Annotated in this window: 14 protein-coding genes and 1 pseudogene; 5 read left to right on the top strand and 10 right to left on the bottom strand. The window is 73.5% G+C overall.

The window, feature by feature from the left end; translation table 11 throughout:
* Nucleotides 1-39 precede the first annotated feature (39 nt).
* Nucleotides 40-2,190, top strand: coding sequence for an MMPL family transporter (locus GA0070618_RS23990; RefSeq protein ID WP_231931431.1), 2,151 nt, complete (start codon nt 40-42; stop codon nt 2,188-2,190).
* 73 nt (nt 2,191-2,263) lie between these two features.
* Here GA0070618_RS23990 and GA0070618_RS35375 read toward each other — a convergent pair whose 3' ends face one another.
* Together GA0070618_RS35375 and GA0070618_RS23975 are read right to left on the bottom strand one after the other, a co-directional pair.
* Complete coding sequence (locus GA0070618_RS35375) at nt 2,264-4,753, bottom strand: hypothetical protein (protein WP_331253090.1); 2,490 nt, start codon at nt 4,751-4,753, stop codon at nt 2,264-2,266.
* 38 nt (nt 4,754-4,791) lie between these two features.
* Nucleotides 4,792-6,435 carry a fatty acyl-AMP ligase gene (locus tag GA0070618_RS23975; RefSeq protein WP_088983638.1) on the bottom strand — a complete coding sequence of 548 codons (1,644 nt, stop codon included), beginning with the start codon at nt 6,433-6,435 and terminating at the stop codon, nt 4,792-4,794.
* A 214-nt stretch (nt 6,436-6,649) separates the two neighbouring features.
* On the opposite strand from GA0070618_RS23975, the pseudogene GA0070618_RS23970 reads away from it, so the two are divergent.
* Nucleotides 6,650-12,250, top strand: a pseudogene (locus tag GA0070618_RS23970) (SDR family NAD(P)-dependent oxidoreductase); the annotation flags it as partial.
* Nucleotides 12,251-12,330: 80 nt separating this feature from the next.
* Nucleotides 12,331-12,525, top strand: a complete 195-nt coding sequence (locus GA0070618_RS33645; RefSeq protein ID WP_143740363.1) for a hypothetical protein — start codon at nt 12,331-12,333, stop codon at nt 12,523-12,525.
* 8 nt (nt 12,526-12,533) lie between these two features.
* On the opposite strand, the gene GA0070618_RS23965 is transcribed toward GA0070618_RS33645, so the two are convergent.
* Genes GA0070618_RS23965 through GA0070618_RS23955 form a run of 3 tightly spaced genes read right to left on the bottom strand, consistent with a single transcriptional unit; the run spans nt 12,534 to nt 15,300 of the window.
* Nucleotides 12,534-13,004: a type II toxin-antitoxin system RatA family toxin gene (locus GA0070618_RS23965; RefSeq protein ID WP_088983636.1), complete on the bottom strand. Its 471-nt coding sequence runs from the start codon at nt 13,002-13,004 to the stop codon at nt 12,534-12,536.
* 29 nt (nt 13,005-13,033) lie between these two features.
* The gene (locus tag GA0070618_RS23960) at nt 13,034-14,059 is read right to left on the bottom strand and encodes an SDR family oxidoreductase (RefSeq protein WP_088983635.1); all 1,026 of its coding nucleotides are present in this window, start codon (nt 14,057-14,059) and stop codon (nt 13,034-13,036) included.
* Nucleotides 14,056-15,300: an aspartate aminotransferase family protein gene (locus tag GA0070618_RS23955; RefSeq protein ID WP_231931430.1), complete on the bottom strand. Its 1,245-nt coding sequence runs from the start codon at nt 15,298-15,300 to the stop codon at nt 14,056-14,058. The genes GA0070618_RS23960 and GA0070618_RS23955 overlap by 4 nt, the downstream gene beginning before the upstream one ends.
* 128 nt (nt 15,301-15,428) lie before the next feature.
* On the opposite strand from GA0070618_RS23955, the gene GA0070618_RS23950 reads away from it, so the two are divergent.
* Nucleotides 15,429-16,262, top strand: a complete 834-nt coding sequence (locus tag GA0070618_RS23950) for an enoyl-CoA hydratase-related protein (protein WP_088983634.1) — start codon at nt 15,429-15,431, stop codon at nt 16,260-16,262.
* 16 nt (nt 16,263-16,278) lie between these two features.
* Nucleotides 16,279-16,761, top strand: a complete 483-nt coding sequence (locus tag GA0070618_RS23945) for an SRPBCC family protein (protein ID WP_170107879.1) — start codon at nt 16,279-16,281, stop codon at nt 16,759-16,761.
* Between the two features lie 84 nt (nt 16,762-16,845).
* On the opposite strand, the gene GA0070618_RS23940 is transcribed toward GA0070618_RS23945, so the two are convergent.
* The 5 genes from GA0070618_RS23940 to GA0070618_RS23920 are packed head-to-tail and all read right to left on the bottom strand — an operon-like array spanning nt 16,846 to nt 21,396.
* Nucleotides 16,846-17,580 carry an ABC transporter ATP-binding protein gene (locus tag GA0070618_RS23940; RefSeq protein WP_197701618.1) on the bottom strand — a complete coding sequence of 245 codons (735 nt, stop codon included), beginning with the start codon at nt 17,578-17,580 and terminating at the stop codon, nt 16,846-16,848.
* Nucleotides 17,570-18,325: an ABC transporter ATP-binding protein gene (locus tag GA0070618_RS23935; protein WP_088983633.1), complete on the bottom strand. Its 756-nt coding sequence runs from the start codon at nt 18,323-18,325 to the stop codon at nt 17,570-17,572. Before GA0070618_RS23935 ends, GA0070618_RS23940 begins: the two co-directional genes overlap by 11 nt.
* A complete protein-coding gene (locus GA0070618_RS23930) occupies nt 18,322-19,383 on the bottom strand; it encodes a branched-chain amino acid ABC transporter permease (protein WP_143740364.1) in 1,062 nt (353 codons plus the stop codon). Before GA0070618_RS23930 ends, GA0070618_RS23935 begins: the two co-directional genes overlap by 4 nt.
* The gene (locus GA0070618_RS23925; protein ID WP_088983631.1) at nt 19,380-20,249 is read right to left on the bottom strand and encodes a branched-chain amino acid ABC transporter permease; all 870 of its coding nucleotides are present in this window, start codon (nt 20,247-20,249) and stop codon (nt 19,380-19,382) included. Before GA0070618_RS23925 ends, GA0070618_RS23930 begins: the two co-directional genes overlap by 4 nt.
* Nucleotides 20,250-20,262: 13 nt before the next feature.
* The gene (locus GA0070618_RS23920; protein WP_157748997.1) at nt 20,263-21,396 is read right to left on the bottom strand and encodes an ABC transporter substrate-binding protein; all 1,134 of its coding nucleotides are present in this window, start codon (nt 21,394-21,396) and stop codon (nt 20,263-20,265) included.
* Nucleotides 21,397-21,703: the final 307 nt, after the last annotated feature.

Below are 21,703 nucleotides of genomic sequence, written 5' to 3'. Positions count from 1 at the left end.
GGGCCGGTGCCGCAGCGGGTCACGGCCCACCGCCGGTGGATGGAAGGGAAGACTGCGATGTTGGACGTCCTCGGCCGGCTCACGCACCGGGTGCGCTGGTGGGTGATCGCCGGGGCCGTGGTGTTCCTCGCCGCGGCCGGCGCCTGGGGCGCCAACGCCTTCGACGACCTGGCCGCCGGCGGCTTCACCTACGCGGCGAGCGAGAGCTCCCGGGCCGAGGAGGTCGAACGGGACCGGCTCGGACGCAACGACGCGGACGTCGTCGTGCTCTTCGGCCACGACCGGTGGACGGTCGAGGATCCCGCGTACCGCGACGCTGCCCGGCAGGTCCTCGACCGGCTCCCGGCCGACCGGATCGAGGGCGTCACCGACTACTGGCGGACCAACGCGTCCGCCCTGGTCAGCACCGATCGGCGGGAGACGTTCGCGGCGGTGCAGATCGCCGGCGCCACCGAGAACGACCGACTCACCAACTACCTGGCCGTCCGGGAGAGCCTCACCAGTCCGGACCTCGACGTCACGGTCGGCGGCCCGCTGGCGCTGATCGACGACGTCAACACGCAGAGCAAGGCGGACCTGACCCGCGCCGAGGCGTTGGCCCTGCCCATCCTGTTCCTGCTGCTCGTCCTCATCTTCCGCAACGTGCTGGCGGCGCTGCTGCCGGTGCTGGTCGGGGTGCTGGCGATCGTGGGCTCGTTGGCCGGTCTACGGCTGCTGGCACAGTTCACCGACGTCTCGATCTTCGCCGTCAACGTGGTCACCCTGCTCGGCCTCGGACTGGCCGTCGACTACAGCCTCTTCATGGTGAGCCGGTTCCGGGAGGAGCTCGGTGCGGGCCACCCGGTGCCGCAGGCGCTGCGGCGGACCATGGTCACCGCCGGCCGGACGATCGTCGTGTCCGCGGTGACCGTCGCGCTCGCCCTGGCCAGCCTGGCCGTCTTCCCCCAGGTGTTCCTGCGGTCCATCGCCGTCGGCGGGGTCGCTGCGGTGCTGCTGGCCGGGTTCTTCTCCCTGACCGTGATGGCCGCGATGCTCGCCCTGCTCGGTCCCCGCCTGCGGGAGCGGCGTCGCCGGTCGGGCGACGCCGACCCGGACTCCGGCGCGTGGGCGCGGATCGCCCGGACGGTGATGCGCCGCCCCGTCCTGGTCGGGGGCGCGGTCATCGCCGTGCTGGTGCTGCTCGGCCTGCCGTTCCTGCGCATCTCCTACGGCTGGTTGGACACCCGGGTCCTGCCCGCCACGGCGGAGAGCCGGCAGGTCCAGGACACCCTGGCGGAGTCGTTCCCGGAGAGCGTGACCCGGCCGATCGACGCCGTCGTCACGCTGGACGGCCCGGCGGCCGAACCCGCCGGGCGGGCGGAACTCGCCGCCTACGTGGACCGGGTGGCCGCGCTGCCCGACGTGCGGCACGCGGACGTCACCGGCCTCTCCGGCGACACCGCGCGGGTCACCGTACGGTTCGACGTGGAGCCGATCTCCGCGCAGGGACGGGAACTGGTCGACGCGGTACGCGCCGTCGAACCGCCCACCGGCGGCACGGTGCTGGTCGGCGGTGACGCCGCCGGCTTCGCCGACCTGATGGACATGCTCACCTCCCGGCTGCCGTGGATGGCGCTGCTGGTGCTGGTCACCACGTTCGCGCTGCTGTTCTTCTCGTTCGGCTCGCTGGTGCTGCCGGTCAAGGCGATCCTGATGAACGTGCTGAGCCTGACGGCGGCGTTCGGCGCGGTGGTGTGGATCTTCCAGGACGGCCACCTCGACGGACTGCTCCGGTTCACCTCCACCGGCAACATCGACGTGGTGCAACCGATCCTGATCTTCGCGGTCGCGTTCGGACTGTCCATGGACTACGAGGTGTTCCTGCTTTCCCGCATCCGCGAGCACTACGACCTGGTCGGGGAGAACACCGAGGCGGTCGCCGTCGGCCTGCAACGCTCGGGTCGGATCATCACCAGCGCGGCCCTGCTGCTGGTGGTGGTGATCGTGTCGTTCGCGACGTCGAGCGTGCTGGTCGTGAAGATCATCGGCGTCGGGCTGGCCATCGCCGTCGTCGTCGACGCCACCATCGTGCGGGCGCTGCTGATGCCCGCCACCATGCGGCTGCTCGGCCGGCTCAACTGGTGGGTGCCGGGGCCCCTGCGACCGCTCTACAACCGGTGGGGCATCCGCGAGGGCGGTCCGGCCGACTGAGCGGCGGCCCCTCTCCCCCGCTGCGCGGGGTGCGGGTGGGTCGGCACGACGCCCGCCCACCCGCACCGACCGGTCAGAAGATCAGCGCCCGGCCGAGCCCCATGTCGGTGAGCCGGGTGGAGTGCACGATGCTGGTGACCTCCAGGGCCTTCTGGATCCGCTCCTCCGGGGTGGTGTCCACCAGCCGGCGTCCGTCCCAGATCTCGTAGTCACCGATCGCCGCCACGTGCGGCGCGATGCCCTCCTGGAACCAGTTCTCCCAGCGGTTGAGCTGGTCGGCCACGGGCAGCTGCTCCCACAGCCGCATACCGCCCCGGATCAGCTCGACGAGTCGTTCCTTCTCGTCGGGGTGCCGTTGCAGGTGCTCGCGGATGATCGAGGTGCCGACGGCCAGGTGGCGTACCTCGTCGATGCCGGCGCCCTTCTCCATGTCCGCCATCCGGGGGTCGAGAGGTCGCCACTTGCGCTCGCTGAGTTCGAACGACGGAGCGAGGAACCCCTCCACCAGGATCGTCAACAGCACCACGCCACCGACGAAGTCCCGTTGGTCCCGCACGATCGGCATACCGAGCTCCTCCAGCGGGTCGAGGATGCCCGCCTGGTCGGCCGCGGTCTGCTGGGCGATGACGTCCGCGACGTCCCCCTCGTCGACGCCGAGGTTCCGCAGGTGGTTCCGGAAGATCATGGCGTGCCGGGTCTCGTCCATCAGCTGGGTGGCGTAGAACTCCATCGTCGTGGAGTCCGGCGCGCACGCCACGATGTACCCGATCGCGCGGGCGGCCCGTTCCTCGGCCAGCGCCCGGAACGCGACCTCCTGGATCAGCGCGTCCCGCAGCGGGCCCGGCTCGCGGAGGAAGTCCGGGGTCACCAGCCCCGGCGCGTAGCCGACGACGTTGCCGCGCAGCGTCCGCTCCGGGACGTTGGCGAACCAGTACCGCAGGTCGCAGTCGCGTGCGGTGAGCCGGAGTCCCTCCGCCCCGTCGAACAGGGAGGTCGCGTTGTCCCAGTCGGCGGCGTCGTCCGCCGTCATCGTCGACGGGCCGGCGACACGGGGCGTCTCGGGCGGGGCGACGACGTACGGGGCGGCGGGGCGGGCGAGCGACGCGGGCTTGGCGGTCGGGGCGGAGCCGCTCGGCGCGGTCGGGGCGGGGGCCGGCGACCCGGGGACCGGAGCCGACCTGGCGGCGGGAGCCGTCGCGACGACGGGGGGTGTGGTCCCGTTCGCCGCCGGGACGGGCGCGTCGGCGGTCGGCGTCGGGGCGGCCGGTGTGGTGGCCGTCGACGTCGGGGCGGTCGGCGCGGTGACGGTCGACGTCGAAACCGCGGTGGCGGCGTTCGGAGCGGCGACCGGCGGTGCGGGGCTTCCCGGCGTGGCCGGTGCGGGCTGCGGCGGCGGGGCCGGCGTGGCGGGGGTCGGAGCGGCGTCGGACATCAGGAACGGACCGCTCCCGTCGAGGTAGTCGACCATCGCCGCCGCGATGCTGGCCCGCGACGGCGGGTGGAACGCGACGCACTGGCACGCCGCGATCAGGTACGCCACGTCGGGCGAGCCGATGAACGACATCCCGCCGAGCATCTCGACCGCCTGCCGGGCGGCGTCGGCGATGGCGTCCTGCGCGCCGTACCGGGCCATCAGCACGCGGGCCAACGCGTCGTTGTCCGTCTCGCCGGCCATCATGGCGCGGGCCGCGCCCTCCAGGAGCTGCGTCGCCGTCTCCAACCGGGTGCCCAGGGCGGCCCGGTCGGTGATCGCGGCACGCCGGGCGGCCAGGGCGCGTTCCACCAGCGCGCTCGCCATGCCCAGGTACGAGGCGGTGATGAGCAGCTCGAACCAGATGAACCCGGTGGTCTGAAGGTCGTCGAGCATCCCGTCCGGACCGTTCTCGGTCGGGATGACCAGCTCCTCCTCGATGTAGACGTCGGCCAGGCGGACCTCGTCGCTCTCCGCGCCGGCCAGCACGCTGCTGCCCCAGAACGGGTGCCGCGTGATGCCCCGCAGCGTGGCCGGCATGAGCAGGAACGCGGTCTGCTGCCCGCCGTCCGAGGACGGCACCGCCACGCTGGCCGTGAGCAGGTCCATCGAGTGGCTCAGGCTGCACGGCTTCTTCGACCCGTTGATCCGGTAACCGCCCGGGGCCGGGGTGGCCGTCATCGTGGGGGCGAGGATCCCCTGGGCCGGACGTCCCTCGGCGAACCCGGACGAGACGAGCAGGTTACGGCTGGTGATCGCCTCCAGCAGGGCCCACTCCATGCCGGAGTTCTTGATGCTCTCGGCGAAGGTGAACAGCGTCGCCACCGAGAAGTGGTGCATCGTGGTCCCCACCGCCAGCGACGGCGCGTGCGCGCCGATCGCCCGCATGACCCGTACCGCGTCCAACGGGGTGGCCCCGAGCCCGCCGTAGTCCTTCGGGATCACCAGGCCGGGGCCTCCGCTGGCCCGGAACACCGGCAGCGTGGCGCCGCCGGACGACTCCCGCTGCTCGAAGGGGAGCGCCGACAGCCCGTCGATCAGCCCCGGCAGGTAGGACTCGCACAGGGCACGCGCCTGGTCAAGTGAACGCATCGGGGTTCCTCCAGCGGCGGGACGGTCGGTGGTGGTGGTCAGCCCGGGACGAGCGCGCGGGCCGCCGCACGACGCAGCTTGCCGGACGGGGTCTTCGGGAGGGAGCCCGGCGGCAGGACGACGACCGACGCGGGACGGGCGTCGATCTCGGCGACGACCCGGTGGACGACGGCGTCACGCAGCGCCTTTTCGGCGGCCGGGTCACCGGCGCGCCGCGACTCGACCAGCACCGCGAACGACTCCCGTGCCACGCCGTCGCCGGCCATCAGCCGCACCGCCGCGACGTTGCCGTCCCGGACGCCGTCGACCGAGGCGGCCGCGCGTTCGATGTCGGTGGGGTAGATGTTCCGGCCCCCCATGATGATGACGTCCTTCTCGCGTCCGCAGACGACGATCTGGCCGTCGACCAGGTAGCCCTCGTCGCCGATGTCCAGCCAGCCGTCGTCGTCCAGGGCGGCGACCGGCCCCTGTTCGGTGAGGTAACCCCGGGTCACCGAGTCCCCGCGCAGTTGCAGCCGGCCGACCTCGCGGTCACCCAGCTCGGCGCCGGAGTCGTCGACCACGCGGACGGCGACACTTCCGAAGGGGACACCGAGCAGCGGCAGCCGGCGCACCCCGGTCGTCCGGCCGTCCGACACCGGCACCGCCCGCCGATTCTTCTCCAGTTCCAGGGCGTCGACGGTGTCGAGGAGCATCGGGTCGGACAGATCCGACAGCGAGATCACCAGGGCGCTCTCCGCCGCGCCGTAGCAGCAGTTGATCGCCTGGGGCCGCAGGCCGAACCGCGATCCCGCCGCGACGAACGCCTCCACCGTCGACGGGTCGATCGGCTCCGCGCCGTTGCACGCGGACTTCATCCGGGACAGGTCGAGCGAGCCGGCCTCGGTGCGGGCGAGCTGTCGGGTCAAGATGGCGTACGCGAAGTTGGGCGCGGCCGTGATCGTGCCGCCGTACCGGCTCATCAGCTCGGCCCACACCAGCGGACGGCCGAGGAACTCCGCAGGAGTGACGCTGACCAGCTCGGCGCCGCTGAACATCGGGAGCAGCAGGCAGCCGACCATGCCCATGTCGTGGAAGAGCGGCAACCAGCTGACCACCACGTCGGAATCGCCGCACTCCAGGCGGGCCACAGTGTCCACGAGGTTCGCACAGAGGTTGCGGTGGGTGATCTGGACCGCCTTCGGCTCGGCGGTCGAGCCACTGGTCAGCTGGAGCAGCGCGGTGTCGTCCTCGGCGGCCGGCACGACGGTGAACTCCCGGTCGCTGTCCAGGTCGGCGATGATCCGGTGGGCGATGCCCTGCTCGCGGAGCACCTCGGCCATCGCCTCGAACGGCGCGCCCACCAGCACCAGGCGCGCGTCGATCATGCGAAGGACACGCAGCGTGTCGTCCCGCCAGACGGCCAGATCGGTGCGCGCGGTGGGCTGGTGCAACATGGTCACGCTGCCGCCGGCCAGCCAGACACCCTGGACGACCTGCGCGACCTGACCGGGGTCGCCGGCCAGGACCGCGACCGCCTCACGGGCGCGCAGTCCACTCTCGACCAGCGCCGCCGCGGTGCGTCGGGCGGCGGCGTGCAGATCGCCCCAGCTCCGCCGCACCGGGTGGGTGGGAGCGCCGGTGACCATACCGCGCGTCGAGCGGGCGGCGGTGCCGACGACGGTGTCGACGAAACGACTCATGACAGTCGCGCCTGGATCATGGGCCACAGGATAGGCCAGCCGTACCGACGGTGACCATAGGCGACCGAGGCGGGATTGCCGGCGGCCGTATGTTGTGCCGATCGCCGCCCCCGATGGAGGATGGGCGCCACTCGGTGGGTGGGTCGCCGAGGCGTGGTGGGTGACGTGCGCGGAAAGGCGGCGACCGGTGGGGGACCCCGACAAGCAGTGGTGGTTGGACGTCGTTCGCACCGAGGCGGCCGCGGTACTGGGTCGCCCGCGTGACGACGTTCCGCCCGACGGGGCGTTCGCCGACATGGGCTTCGACTCGCTGAGCGCGCTCGAACTGACCGAGCGACTGGCCGACGCGAGTGGACTGCCGCTCTCCGGCACGCTCGCCTTCGACTACCCCAACCCGTCGGCCCTCGCCGCTTACCTGGCCGAACAGTCCGGCCCGGCCGGACCCACGACCGCCGTCACGGTCCGTCCGGCCGGCGAAGAGCCGGACGTCCCCACCGACGATCCGATCGCGATCGTGGCGATGGCCTGCCGCTTCCCCGGCGGGGTGTCCACTCCGGACGCGTTCTGGGCCGACCTGGTCGACGGGCGGGACCGGATCGGCCCGTTCCCCACCGACCGGGGCTGGGACCCGGACCTGTTCCACCCCGACCCGGACCAGCCCGGCTCCACGTACGCCCGGCACGGCGGTTTCCTCTACGACGCGGGTGACTTCGACGCCGGTTTCTTCGGGCTGTCGCCCCGGGAAGCGCTGGCCACCGACCCGCAGCAGCGGCTGATGCTGGAGATCTCCTGGGAGGCGCTGGAGCGGGCCGGCATCGACCCGCGCGCGCTGCGGGGCAGCCGCACCGGCGTGTTCACCGGGGTCATCGGCAACGACTACGCGCCGCCCCTCGGCGCCGTCCCGCCGGACGTCGGCGGCTTCCTGCTCGCCGGCAACGCGTCGAGCGTCGTCTCCGGTCGGGTCTCGTACACGCTGGGCCTGGAGGGGCCGTCGCTGTCGGTGGACACGGCCTGTTCGTCGTCGCTCGTCGCCCTGCATCTGGCGGCCCGGTCGCTGCGTGCCGGGGAGTGCGCCCTCGCGCTGGCCGGCGGGGTGACCGTGCTCGGGACACCGCTGGTCTTCACCGAGTTCAGCCGCCAGCGCGGCCTCTCCCCCGACGGACGGTGCCGGTCGTTCGCGGCGGCGGCCGACGGGACCGGGTGGGCCGAGGGCGCCGGGGTGCTGGTCCTCGAACGTCTCGCCGACGCCCGCCGGAACGGTCGGCGGGTCCTAGCGGTCCTGCGGGGCAGCGCGGTCAACTCCGACGGTGCGTCCAACGGGCTGACCGCGCCGAACGGTCCGTCGCAGCAGCGACTGATCGCCGACGCCCTCGCCGACGCGCGACTCGCGCCGTCCGACGTGGACGCGGTCGAGGCGCACGGCACCGGAACCCGGCTCGGCGACCCAATCGAGGCCAAGGCGTTGCTCGCCGCGTACGGCACCGGACGGCAGGACCCGCTCTGGCTCGGGTCGGTCAAGTCCAACATCGGTCACACCCAGGCGGCGGCCGGCGTGGCCGGCGTGATCAAGATGGTGCTCGCGCTACGGCACGGTCGGCTGCCCCGCACGCTGCACGTCGACGAGCCGACGCCGTACGTGGACTGGTCGGCCGGCCCGCTGCGCCTGCTCACCGAGGAGCAGCCCTGGCCAGCCGGGACCGCGCCGCGCCGTGCGGCGGTCTCCTCGTTCGGGATCAGCGGCACCAACGCCCACGTGATCCTGGAGGAGACGCCGGACGAGCACGACCTGGGGGTCGAGCCGGGCCGCGCGCCGGTACCGACCGGCGGCTCGGCGACGGCCGGGCCGCTGGTGGTCTCCGCGCGGACCGAGGCCGCCCTCCACGAGCAGGCCGGACGGCTCGACACCCTCCTGTCCGACCGGCCGGACCTGCCGTTCGGCGCGGTGGCGGCGGCCGCCGCCGCGCGTACCCGATTCGAGCGGCGCGCCATCGTGCTCGACCGCGACGGCCTCGCCGCGCTCGCCGCCGGACGGGACGCCCCGACGGTGGTCACCGGCACGGCCACCGAGGGCAGGCTGGCCCTGGTCTTCTCCGGGCAGGGGTCGCAGCGGGCGGCGACGGGACGGGAACTGGCCGCCGCCGAGCCACGCTTCGCGGCGGCCCTCGACGAGGTCTGCGCCGCGCTGGACCGACACCTGGACCGTCCCGTCCGGACGGTCCTCGACGACGCGGACCTGCTGGACCAGACCGGGTACACCCAGCCGGCCCTGTTCGCCGTGGAGGTGGCGCTGTACCACCTGCTGCGGCACTGGGGGGTCCGGCCGGACGTCGTCCTCGGCCACTCGGTCGGCGAGATCACCGCCGCGCACGTGGCGGGCGCGCTGTCGCTGGAGGACGCCGCCCGGCTGGTCGTCGCCCGGGGCCGGATGATGCAGGAGCTGCCCGCCGGCGGCGTGATGGTCGCGATCCAGGCCACCCCGGACGAGGTCGAGCCGCTGATCGCCGACCCGGCGGCGCGGGTCGGTCTCGCCGCCGTCAACGGCCCGGCCTCGGTCGTGGTCGCCGGCCCGCAGGACGCGGTCCAGGCGGTGGCCGACGCGTTCGCCGCCCGGGGCCGCAAGACCACCCGCCTGCGGGTCAGCCACGCGTTCCACTCCCCGCTGATGGACCCGATGCTGGCGGAGTTCGGCGCGCTGGAGGCGGAACTCACCCACCGGCCGCTGGAGATCGCCCTGGTCGCCAACGAGACGGGGCAGACGGTCGACGCGATCGCCCCGGGGCACTGGACCCGGCACGTACGGCGACCGGTGCGGTTCGCCGAGAGCGTGCGCCGGCTCCGCGACCAGGGGGTCACCCGGTTCCTGGAGGTCGGCCCCGGGGGCGTGCTGTCCGCCATGGTCCTCGACTGCGTCGACGACCTGGACGCCGCCGACCCCACCGGCGGCCGGACGGTCGCCGTACCGCTGCTGCGCACCGGACGCGACGAGGCAGACTCGGTGCGGGAGGCGCTGGCCCGCCTCTTCGTCGCGGGCGTGGACGTCGACTGGACCACGGTGGTCGGCGGGACCGGCCCGCACGTGGAGTTGCCCACCTATCCGTTCCAGCGTCGGCGGTACTGGCTGACGCCGTCGGTCCGGCCACTGCTCGGGGAACCGGTCGAGGTGCCGGCGGCGTCGGGCCGTGGCGGGCTGTTGCTGACCGGTGAGCTGTCGGTCGCCGCGCAGCCGTGGCTCGCCGACCACCGGATCGGTGGCGCCGTCGTCGTGCCGGGCGCGCTGCTGGCGGAACTGGCGGCGCGGGCCGGTGACCACGCCGGCTGCCCCGAGGTGGTCGAACTGCTGTTGCAGGCCCCGCTGGTGCTCCCGGAGGGCGGCGTCGTCGAGACCCGGGTGGTCCTCGCCGAACCGGAGGTCGACGGGACGCGTCCGCTGACGATCCACGCGCGCCACCCCGACGGGCCGTGGACCCCGCACGCGACCGGGGCGGTCGCGCCGGTGCGGACCAGTGACGCCACCCGGCTGAGGATCTGGCCGCCGCCGGGCGCGACACCGCTGGACACGGCAGGCCTCTACGACCGCCTGCGCGCCGCCGGCTACGACTACGGTCCGGTCTTCCAGGGACTCGGACGGGCGTGGCGGCGGGGCGACGAGGTCTTCGCCGACGTGACGTTGCCCGCCGGGGCGGCCGGCACGGACGGGTTCCTGCTGCACCCCGCCCTGCTCGACGCGTCGCTGCACGCGCTCGGCCTGGTCGACGACGCCGACCCGGAGGGCGGGATCGCGGTGCCGTTCACGTGGACCGGCCTTCAGGTCCACGCCCACGGCGCCTCGACGTTGCGGGTCCGGCTGACCCGCGTGGCGGACGGCGTCGACGTCGTCCTCGCCGACGCCTCCGGCGCCCCGGTCGCTACGGTCCGGCAGGTCGCCCTGCGGCCCGTCGCCGCCGACCAGCTCCCCGGCGGGTCGGCCGCGCACGGCGGATCGTACGAGCTGCGGTGGGTGCCGGTGGACCCGCCCCGGTCCGAGGCCCCGGTGGTGTGGCTCGACGACCTGACGCCGTCCGACCCGGTCCCCGACGTGGTCTTCGCCGAACTCCCGGCGGGTGGCGACGACCCGCACGGCGTGGTCCCGGCCGCGCTGGGGCTGGTCCACCGCTGGTTGGCCGAGCCCCGGTACGCCGCGGCCCGGTTGGCGGTGGTGACCCGGGGCGCGGTCGGTGACCCCCCGCGGGACCTGGCCCAGGCGGCGGCGTGGGGGCTGCTGCGGTCGGCGCAGTCCGAGCATCCCGGGCGGTTCGTCCTGGTGGACCTGGACGACGCGCCGCAGTCGCGGTCGGCGTTGGCCACGGCGGGCGCCAGCGGTGAGCCGCAGGTCGTCGTCGACGCGGGTGGCCTCCTGGTGCCCCGGCTCCACCGGGCGGTCGAGGCCGCGTCCGGCACCCCGGAAGCATCCGCCCCCCGCCCGTGGAACCCGGACGGCACGGTCCTGCTCACCGGCGCGACCGGCGCCCTCGGTCACCTCGTGGCACGACACCTGGTCGAGCGGGGCCGGGCCCGGCACCTGCTGCTCACCTCCCGGCGCGGGCCGGACGCCCCCGGCACCGCCGACCTGGTCGGCGAGCTAGAAAAGGCGGGCGCCGAGTCGGTACGCGTCGTCGCGTGCGACGTCGCCGACCCGACGGCCCTGGCCGAACTGCTCGGGTCGGTGCCCGTCGCGCATCCGCTCACCGCGGTGCTGCACCTGGCCGGCGTGTTGGACGACGGCGTCGTCGAGGCGCAGACCGCGAAGCGGGTGGCGGCGGTGCTGCGGCCGAAGGTGGACGGCGCACGGCACCTGCACGAGCAGACCCGGGAGTGCGACCTGGCGGCGTTCGTGCTGTTCTCCTCCGCCGCCGGGCTGCTCGGGTCGCCGGGACAGTCGGGTTACGCGGCGGCCAACGCCTACCTCGACGCCCTCGCGCAGCACCGGCGCGCGAACGGGTTGCCGGCGCAGTCGCTGGCGTGGGGCCTCTGGGAGCTACCGGCCGGCATGGCCGAGCAGGTGAGCGCCGCCGGGCTGCGCCGGATGCGGGAGATCGGGCTGGCTCCGCTGTCGGCGGAGCGCGGGCTGGACCTGCTGGAGGACGCGCTCGACTCGGACGCGACGACGCGGGTCCTCGCCGAGGTCGACGCCGCGCTGCTGGGCCGGCACGACCGGCGGGCGGTTCCCGCCGTACTGCACGGTCTGCTCGCCACGGGTGGCGCGCCCGGCTCCGGCGCTGCGGCACCGGCCACCGGCCCGGTCGGCCACGGCGTCACCGGCGGGACCGGGTCGGCCGGCGGTGGCGGGGCCCGGCCGGGCGGCGCGGACCTTGCCCGCACCCTGCCCGGACTTCCCCCCGCCGAACAGGACCGGGTGTTGCGGGAGTTGGTGCTCGCCGAGATCGCCCGGGTCCTCGGCCACGCGTCCGGCGACGAGCTGGACAGCTCGCGGTCGCTGACCGACCTCGGGTTCGACTCGCTGACCGCCGTGGAGCTGCGCAACCGTCTGGCCACCGCGACCGGCCTCACGCTGCCGGCCACGCTGGTCCTCGACTATCCGAACGTCCGAGAGCTGGTCGGGTACCTGCGGGGCGAGCTGATGCCCGAGCGGGCGACCACGGCGCTCGGGGTGCTCGAGGACCTGACCCGGCTGGAGTCCGACCTGGCGAGCCTCACCCTGGACGCGGTGGCCCGCAAGCGGCTCGCCGACGCCCTCGGCCGGCTCATGTCGAGCGTGGACGCCGGCTCGGACAAGGTCGACGCGACGGGAAACGACTTCTTCGACCTTCTCGACTAGGACGCACCGTGACATCCCAGGCGACGACGGGGCGGTGTGACCTGCCGCCGGTAGTGCCGGGGCACGCCTAGGCTGTCGACATGAGACACCTGGAGCCGAGCGGCGCCGCGCTCGCCTGGGCCGCCCGACAGGTCGACGAGAACGCGAGAGCGGTCGTGGTCAGCGGGCTGCGCGACGGCGGCAACCCGCGCGGCGGCTGCCGCGCTCTACGCCGTCACCGCCGCGCCCGCACCGGACCTGCCGGTACGCACTGTCGACTGGGACATGGCCGGTGACCCCGGACTCAGGCCACCGGGGCGGCCTCCACCGCGTGGACCTCGATGCCGGAGCCGAACAGCCCGAGCAGGATGTCCCGGACCGCGTCGCGCAGGGCCGCGCACGCCACCGGGTCGATCAGGCTGGCCAGCGAGGCGATGCCGAGGTCGAACCGGGACGCGAACTCCACCCGCACGTCGTCGCCGACCTCGACGACCAGCCACGAGCCGGTGAACATGGCGAAGTCACCGGTCAACTGGTCGAAGGCGATCCGGCGTCCGACCGGGTCGATCTCGTCACGTTCGGTCCAGACCAGAATGCCCTTGCGGAAGTTCACCTCCCAGGTGGACTCCACCTCGGTCGGGCTGACCTGGGTCACCCCGACCGTCCGTACCGTGTCGGTGAAGTTCGGGTAGGCGGCGAAGTCGGCCAGCCGGTCGAACGACTCCTTGGCATCCGCCCCGGGCAGCAGGGCGTGCACGACGACCGAGCACTCCATCAGTTGGCCTCCTCAGCTCGGGTTGACGATCATGACTTCAACCCCTGGACAAGATGGTGCAGGGACACCCGCCACGCCTCCTCGACCTCGGCGGCGGTCATCGCGGCCGGCCCGTGGGGAATCGTCCCGAACGACGTCGGCAGCAGCTCGGGAATGATCACCAGTCCGCAGACCGCCACCACGCCGTCCAACCGGGCCAGGTCCTCGGCGGCGAGGACGTCGGCGAACGCGGGACGCACCAGCCGGTCCACGATCGACGGATCCGCGAGCCGGGGCGTGGGCATGTCGATTCCGCTGTCCCGGCCGATCTCGGTGACCAGGTCGAGGTAGCGCTCCACCGGCATGCCGGCCGGCCCGGCGGTCAGCCAGTACTCGCCGTCGCGCAGGTCGGCGTCGATCACCGCGCGGATGCCCCGGGCGACCATGTCCTGCGGCACGAGGTCGAAGAAGGTGCCGGGGTGTGCCGGAATGAACGGCAGCTTCCCGGTCAGCAGGTACTCGGCGAGCTGGTGGACGCCCTGCTTCTGCCGGATCACGCCGGTGCGGGAGTCGCCCATGACGATCGCCGGACGGACGATGACCGCGTCGATGCCGCTGTCGCGGACCATCCGCTCGCCGAGGTACTTCGACGTCACGTACTCGTCCGTCCGGGCGGCGGTCTTCTCCGTACCCAGCCGGCCGCCGCCACCGGTCCGGCCGTGCCGGGACACGTAGGCGGTGCTGACGTGGACCAGGACGGCGTCCGCCTCGGCGGCGAACTCGATCACCCGGCCGAGGCCCTCGATGTTGAGCCGGTCGACCTCGGCCTGGTCGGCCGAGAAGTTGACGATGGCGGCGGAGTGGACCACCACGTCGACCTCCGCGCACAACTCCCGGTAGGCACGGCGGTCGAGCCCCAGCGACGGGGCGTGCAGGTCCAGCCGGACGACCCGGTCCGAGCCGGCCGGCAGGCGCCGGAACACCCCGGCGATCACGTCGTGCCCGGCCAGTTCGGCCAGCACGGCGGTGCCCACGACGCCGCTCGCGCCGGTGACCAGGACGGTGCGTGCCGTCATGCCGCGGGGCCGGTCGTCGCGGCGGGGAAACGTGCGGCCAGGGCGGCACAGGCACGCGCGAACGAGGCGACCAGCCGGGCCTCCTCGGCCGGCGTCATGGTCGCCGGCGGGGTCAGCCGGAGCACCGGGTGCGCGTTCATCGAGTGGTTCACCACCACGTCGTTGTCGAGCAGGTCCATCAGGAACTCCGCGGCGTGGTGACCGGCCCGGAACTCGACGCCGATGAGCAGCCCGACCCCACGGACCTCGGCCACCAGGTGCCCGATCACGCCCGCCGCCTCGGTCAATGCCGCCAGCAGCCGCGCCCCCAGGGCGCCCGCACGGTCGACCAGGCCCTCGTCCCGGATCACCCCGACCGTCGCCCGGACCGCGGCCATCGCGATGGGGGCCGCGGAGAAGGTGGACGTGTGCAGGTAGGGGTCCTTGTCGAGCGGCGCGAAGGCCGCCGCGGTCGCCAGGGTCGCCGCGACCGGCACCAGGCCTCCGCTGAGCGCCTTGCCGACCAGCAGGATGTCCGGCCGCACCCCGTCGCGGTCCGCTCCCCACCAGGTCCCGAGGCGTCCGAGGCCGGTCATCACCTCGTCGAGCACCAGCATCGCGCCCCGGTCGCGGCAGAGCTCCTCGACCGCCTTGAGGTAGCCGGGCGCCGGGATGATCACCCCGCCCTCGCTCTGCACCGGCTCCACGACCACGCAGACGTCCCGGTCGACGACGGCGGCCAGCTCGTCCAGGTCACCGAAGCGGACGTGGACGACCTCCGGCAACAGTGGACGAAAGGGGTCCTGGTAGAGCGACCGGGCGGTGAGCGACAGCGCCCCGGTGGTCTTGCCGTGGTAGCCGCTGTGCATGGAGACCAGCCGGTGCCGCCCGTTCGCTCGGGCGATCTTGATGGCGGTCTCCACCGCCTCCGCGCCCGAGGTGGAGAAGTGCACCTTGACCAGGCCCTCCGGGGCCACCGAGGTCAGCGCCTCGGCGGCCCGCGCCGCCGGTTCGTTCAGCAGCACCCGGGTGGACAGCGCCTGCCGGTCGATCTGCTCGTGCACGGCCGCGCGCACGGCCGGGTGGCCGGCCCCGACGAGGAACACGCCGTAGCCGGCGCAGTTCACCAGCTGGCGGCCGTCGGCGGTGTGCACGACCGCGCCCGTGGCGCCGACTTCCAGCGGCGTGTTGAGCATGGCCGCGACCCGACCCAGCCCCTCGCCCAGGTGCCGGCGGTACAGGTCGAAGACATCGGAGGACACCGCGGAAGTGTGCCCGACGGGCCGCTACCGATCAAGGGCGAGCCGGACGACGCTCGCGTCCGGACGGTCGGCCGGGCCGTGGAGACGGAGGATTGCTGCGCAAACTGAAGTTGATCTAAGGTGCCCACGTGGACGCGTATCGCGAGATCACCTATGCCGTTGCCGACCAGACCGCCACGATCTCGCTCAACCGTCCGGAGGAGCGCAACGGCTACACCGTGCGGATGGCCGACGAGCTCGCCCACGCGTTCGACCGCGCCGACTCCGACGACGACGTGCGGGTGGTCATCCTGACCGGAGCGGGCGAGCACTTCTGCGCCGGGCTGGACCTGTCCACGTCGGAGCTGGACACGCCCGACGATCCCGACGCGGCCTGGGCGGAGCCCGCCGGCCGCTGCTCGATGCGGATCTTCGCGATGAACAAGCCGGTCATCGCCGCGGTCCGGGGCGCGGCCGTCGGCGCCGGCGCGACCATCATCCTGCCGGCCGACTACCGGCTCGCGGCCACCGACGCCCGGTTCGGGTACGTGTTCAGCCGGCGCGGCATCTACGCCGAGGGCGCGTCCGCCTGGTTCCTCCCCCGTCTGGTCGGGATGGGAACCGCCCTGGACTGGATGGTCAGCGGACGGGCCTTCGACGCCGCCGAGGCGCTCTCCGCCGGCCTGGTGCACAGTGTCCACGAGCCGGAGCAGCTGCTCGACAAGGCGCACCAGCTCGCCCGGACCCTCATCGCCACGACCGCGCCGGTGTCGGTGGCGGTCATCCGGCAGATGCTCTACCGGATGAGCGCGTTGGACTCGCCGTATCCGGCGCACCACCTGGACTCCCGGCTCTCGGCCGAGGCGGTGGACAGTCCCGACGCCCAGGAGGGGTTCGCCTCGTTCCGGCAGCGGCGCAGCCCCGCCTTCCCCGGCCGGGTCAGCAAGGACCTCCCGGACTACCTTCCCTGGCTCCACGAGTGACCCCTATGCTGGCCCGGTGACGCCGCAGTCGACCGGGGCGGGCCCGGAGATCACCGAACGGATCACCGTGGCGGCGCCGGCGCAGACGGTGTACGCCGCCGTCGCCGACGTCCGACGGATGGCCCGGTGGAGCCCGGAGTGTGTCGCGGTCTGGGTCACCCGACGCGACAGTGGACGGCCGGAGCGCTTCGTCGGCTGGAACCGTCGCGGCCCGTTCCTCTGGTTCACCACCTGCCGGGTCGTCACCGCGACGCCGGGCGAGGAGTTCGCCTTCGACGTCACCACGTTCGGCCAGCCGGTGGCCCGCTGGGGATACCGCTTCGCGGAGACCGGCGACGGCACCGACGTGACCGAGTACTGGCAGGACCGCCGCAACAGCGCGGCACGCCTGCTCGGTCGGGTCTTCACGGGTAAGGCCGCGACCGAGCGTCCGGTGGTCAACCGGGACGGCATGCGCGAGACGCTGCGCCGGTTGAAGCGGGAACTGGAAACCGCCTGAGCCGTCCCGGTCCCGGCGCCGGCCCGTGACGGGCGGTCCACGAGGGCGTCCTGCGGTGCGGGCCGGGCGACCGGTCGGGACGGGTCAGGCGGGCAGGCCCAGGTAGGCGCGTCGGACCTCGGGGTCGTCGAGCATGTCCGGTCCGGTTCCCGACTTCGCGACCCGGCCCAGCTCGACCACGAGGCCACGGTCGGCGACCGTCAGGGCCTGCACCGCGTTCTGCTCGACCAGCAGCACGCCCACCTGCTGCGTGGCCAGCGTATGGAGCGCGGCGAAGACGTGGTGCCGCATCCGGGGTGACAGCCCCAGCGACGGTTCGTCGATGAGCACCACCTTCGGGTCGAGCATCAGCGCCATGGCCATCTCCAGGAGCTGCTGCTCGCCGCCGGAGAGGTTGCCGGCCGCCTGGCCACGCCGTTCGCCGAGCACCGGAAAGGTCTGGTACGCCCGGTCGATCCCGGCCGCGACCGCGCTCCGGGGCAGCGTGTAGCCGCCCATCCGCAGGTTCTCCTCGACGCTCATCCGGGGGAAGTTGCACCGCCCCTGCGGCACGAGGACGACGCCCCGGGCCAGCCGGGCCCGGGTGGAGTCGCGGCTCACCTCGACGCCGTCGACCCGGATCGAACCGGACCGCGTGGCCACCATGCCGAACACCGTCTTCAGCAGGGTGGACTTTCCGGCCCCGTTCGCGCCGACCACGCACACCGTCTCGCCCCGGCGCACGTCCAGGTCGATGCCACGGAGGATCTCGACGTCCTGGTAGCCGGCGTGCACGTCGCGCAGGGCCAGCACCGGGGTCCCGGAGGGGTCAGCCGCCAAGGTACGCCTCCTGGACGTCGTCGCGGGCGATGACCTCGCCGGGTCTCCCCTGGGCCAGGGTGCGACCCTGGTCGAGCACGACCACCCGGTGGCAGAGGCCGACCACCAGGTCGATGTTGTGTTCGACCAGGAGCACGGTGGTGCCGGCGGCGTTCAGGTCCCGGATCCGGTCCCGGATGAGGTTGCCGATGGTCGGGTTGACCGCCGCCACCGGCTCGTCGAGCAGCAGGACCCGGGGCGGCAGCACGCAGGCCGCGGCGAACTCGATCAGCTTGCGCTGCCCGTAGGAGACCTGTCCGGCGGGTTGGTGGGCGACCGGGCCGAGGGCGAAGGTGTCGACGAGTTCGTCGAGGCGGGCGCGCAGCGCCTTGTCCTCACGGTCGGGTCGGACCAGGTCGGCCAGCCGCCGGGAGCGCGGCCGGCGGCCGAGGGCGGCCACCCGGAGGTTGTGCCGGACGGTCAGCGACTCGAACGTGCGCACCTGCTGGAACGTCCGTACCAGCCCGTGGTGGGCCAGCCGGTCGGGTCGCCATCCGGTGATGTCGCGGCCGTCGAGTTCGACCGTGCCGGTGTCGGGCCGCTGGAGGCCGGTGACGCAGTCGATCGCGGTGGTCTTGCCCGATCCGTTGGGGCCGATGAGCCCGACGATCTCACCGGCGGGGACCGCGATCGACACGTCGTCCAGGGCCCGCACCCCGGCGTACGCCTTGCCGAGCCCGCGTACCGCCAGTTCCCCGCCGCTCACCGGGTCGCCTTCTCGCGCGTCGCCGGTGGGGCCGTCGCCGGTGGTGGCGGGGGCGGTGGTGGCCGCCGGAGCCGACCGGCCGCCTGGAACGCCCGTTCCAGGCCGTCCGGGACCGCGATGACCACCCCGAGCAGGACCAGCCCGTAGATGACCATCCGCCACTCCTCGGCGAGGTGCAGCAGTTGCGGCAGCACGGTGAAGAGCAGGGCCGCCGACACCACGCCGCGCAGGCTGCCCCGTCCCCCGACGAACACCATGATCAGTAGTGCGGTCATGTAGGACATGTCCAGGTTCTCCGGGCACACCACCGACTGGAAGTAGGCGTTGAAGACGCCCACCGTCGCCGAGAGCGCGGCCGAGAGGCCGAAGGCGGTGAGCCGGAACGCGGTCGGCGACAGACCCCGGGCGGCGGCCAGCACCGGATCGTCCCGGACCGCCGTGAGGGCGAGGCCGAGCCGGCTGCGGGAGACGCCGAAGGCGACCCCGACGGTGAGCGCCGCCAAACCCAGGACGACGTAGTACTGCGCGGCCAGCGAGGTGAGTTCGACGCCGAACAGGGTCATCGCCGGCACGCCGGTGGTGCAGAGCGGTCCACCGGTGAGGCCGACCCAGTTCTTGGCGAGCAGCACCGCGATGGTCGCGAAGCCGAGGGTGGCGATCGCGAAGGCGTGCAGCGACAGCCGGAACGACGGGACGCCGATGGCCAGGGCCACGCCGACGGCGGCCAGCGCGGCCACGGCCAGGGTCGGCCCGAACGACCAGCCGTGCCGGGTGCTCAGGATCGCCGCCGCGTACGAGCCGAAGCCGAAGAAGACCGGCTGGCACAGGCTGAGCGCGCCGATCCGGCCGACCACCAGGTCGAAGGAGACCGCCAGGGCGACGAACATGAGGGCGGTGATCGCGGTGGAGAGGTGGTACGGCACCGGCAGGACCAGCGGCAGCACGGCCGCGAAGGCCGCCCCGAGCGACCAGACCACCGGCTCGACGCGTGGTCTCCCCCGCCCGGCCCGCCGCGCCGTCCGGCCGAGCCCGGTGGTGGCCGCGCCGGTTGGTCTCACGCGCGCACCACCCGCCCGAACAGCCCGTTCGGGCGGACCAGCAACACCACGATCATGACGGAGAAGACGATCACGTCGGCGTACGCGCTGGAGAGGTAGCCGATGGCCAGGGCCTCGCTGACGCCGAGGACGAAGCCGCCGACCACCGCGCCGCTGACGTTGCCGAAGCCGCCCATGATGACGGCGGCGAACGCCTTGACGGCCAGCAGCGTCCCCATCGTCGGCGAGGCGCTGTACAGCGGCGTGACGGTGACCGCGGCGACACCCGCCAGGGCGGCGGCGGTCGCCACCGTCACCAGCCCGATCCGCGCGGCCGGCAGGCCCACCACGACGGCCGCCTCACGGTTCTGGGCGAGCGCCCGCATCGCCCGCCCGGTGCGGGTGTGGCGCAGGAACACCACGAGCGCGGCGAAGGTGGCCGCGGTGGCCCCGAGCACGACCAGCCGTTGCACCGCGACGGGGGTCCCGGCGAGGTCCACAGTGCGCAGGCTCTGCTCGCTGTAGACCGTCTTGGGCAGCGAGCCCTCGACCACGATCGCCAGGTTCACCAGGACGATCGACACGGCGAGCGTGGCGACGAGCTGGACCTGCCAGCCCCGGTGCAGGATCCGGTGCACCACGGCCAGGTAGAACCCGATCCCGACGACCACCATCCCGACGACCGTGGCGAGCGCGGCGACCGGGTACGGCAGCCCCAGGTACGCGGAGCCCGCGTACAGCAGGTAGGCGCCGACCATCACCAGCTCGCCGTGCGCGAAGTTGACGATCTCCAGGACGCCGAAGACGAGCGCCAGCCCGGCCGCCACGAGGGCGTACTGGGAGCCGAGCGTCAGACCGTTGACGAGCTGGTCGAGGAGTCCGCCCACCTGGCCGTGCCGTTCACTTGCCCGTGTCGACGACGTCGAGGACTTTGATCTTCCCGCCCTCGATGCGGAGGATGAACATGTTCGGGTGGGCCTGGTGGTGCTCGTCGAACCTGATCGGCCCGATGCCGGTGGTGAAGTCCACCTTCTTCAGCCCGGCCAGGATGCCCGCCCGGTCGGTCCCGCCGTGCCGGACCGCCTCGGCGAGGGTCAGCATCCCGTAGTACGCCAGCGCCGCGTTGTACGGCGGCACGTCCTGGCCGTACCGGGCCCGGTACCCGTCGAGCAGCGGCCGTTGCGCCTCGGAGGCCGTCCAGTAGGTGGCCTCCTGGACGCCCTCGGCCAGGGCCGGGTCACCGGTGAGCCGGATCCCCTCGGCGGTGGCGCAGCCGCCGCGCCCGTACACCGGGACCGTCATGCCCGTCTCGCGCATCTGGCGCAGCATCTGGGCGCAGTCGGGCGGTTCGGCGAAGGTGACGAACGCGTCCGGGTTCGCGGCGCGGACCTTCGCCAGTTGGGCCCGCAGGTCGCTGGCGCCCAGGTCGTAGAACTCGGTGGCGACGAGTTCCACACCCGCCTCGGGCAGCAGCTTCCGGTAGAGGTCGGCTGCTCCGCGACCGAAGTCGTTGTTGGCCGCCAGGATGGCGGCGCGTGTGCGGCCGGCGTCGGCGATGTACCGGGTCCAGTACCTGCCCATGATCGAGTCGTCGATGTTCATGCGCCACATGTACGGGTTGCCGCCCACGCCGGACTGCTCGCTGATCTTGGCGTTGGTGGACCCGAAGGTCATCGCCGGGGTCTTGCTCCGGGCGAGGGTCGGCATGCCGCCGAGGGTGCCGGAGGAGCAGGGCGATCCGAGGATGGCGTCCACCCGGTCGACGTCGGCCAGCCGGCGGAAGGCGGCGGCGCCGCCCTGGGGCGAGCACTCGTCGTCGGCGGTGACCAGCTGGAAGGTGACCTCGGGCATGCTCTGCCCGAGGTGCTCGATGGCCAGTTCGATGCCCTTCTCGGCGTCCTGGCCGTAGTAGGCGGACTTCCCGCTGAACGCGGCGGAGAGGCCGACCTTGACGGTCCTGCCGTCGTCCTCCGTTCCGGCCGGCGCGCAGGCACCGGCGCCACCGGCCAGCGCCAGGAGGGCCGCGAGCGACACCACGCGGAGGGTCGGAGGTCTCATACTGGGCACGCATTGACGTTAATGGATCGATCATCTGGGGACAAGGATGTCTGCACGCACCCGTGCGGCCCGGGGAGGCCGCGCCCGGGACGGCTTCCGCCCGCGCCCCGGCGGACCGGCGTCCCTCGAGCACCCTTCGAGCCGCAGGGCGGATCGTCGGGGCCGTGGACCGGACCGCGAACGCGCCGCGCCTCCCGTACGGACCCCCGCCGGGGGTCGCGTCAGGCACCCTGGCGCGCCTCACGGCCGACCAGCGGGCAGCGGCCGACGGCGGACACGAGTG

Source organism: Micromonospora echinospora (assembly GCF_900091495.1).
Lineage (GTDB): Bacteria > Actinomycetota > Actinomycetes > Mycobacteriales > Micromonosporaceae > Micromonospora > Micromonospora echinospora.
This window is presented reverse-complemented; position numbering and strand designations above follow the sequence as displayed.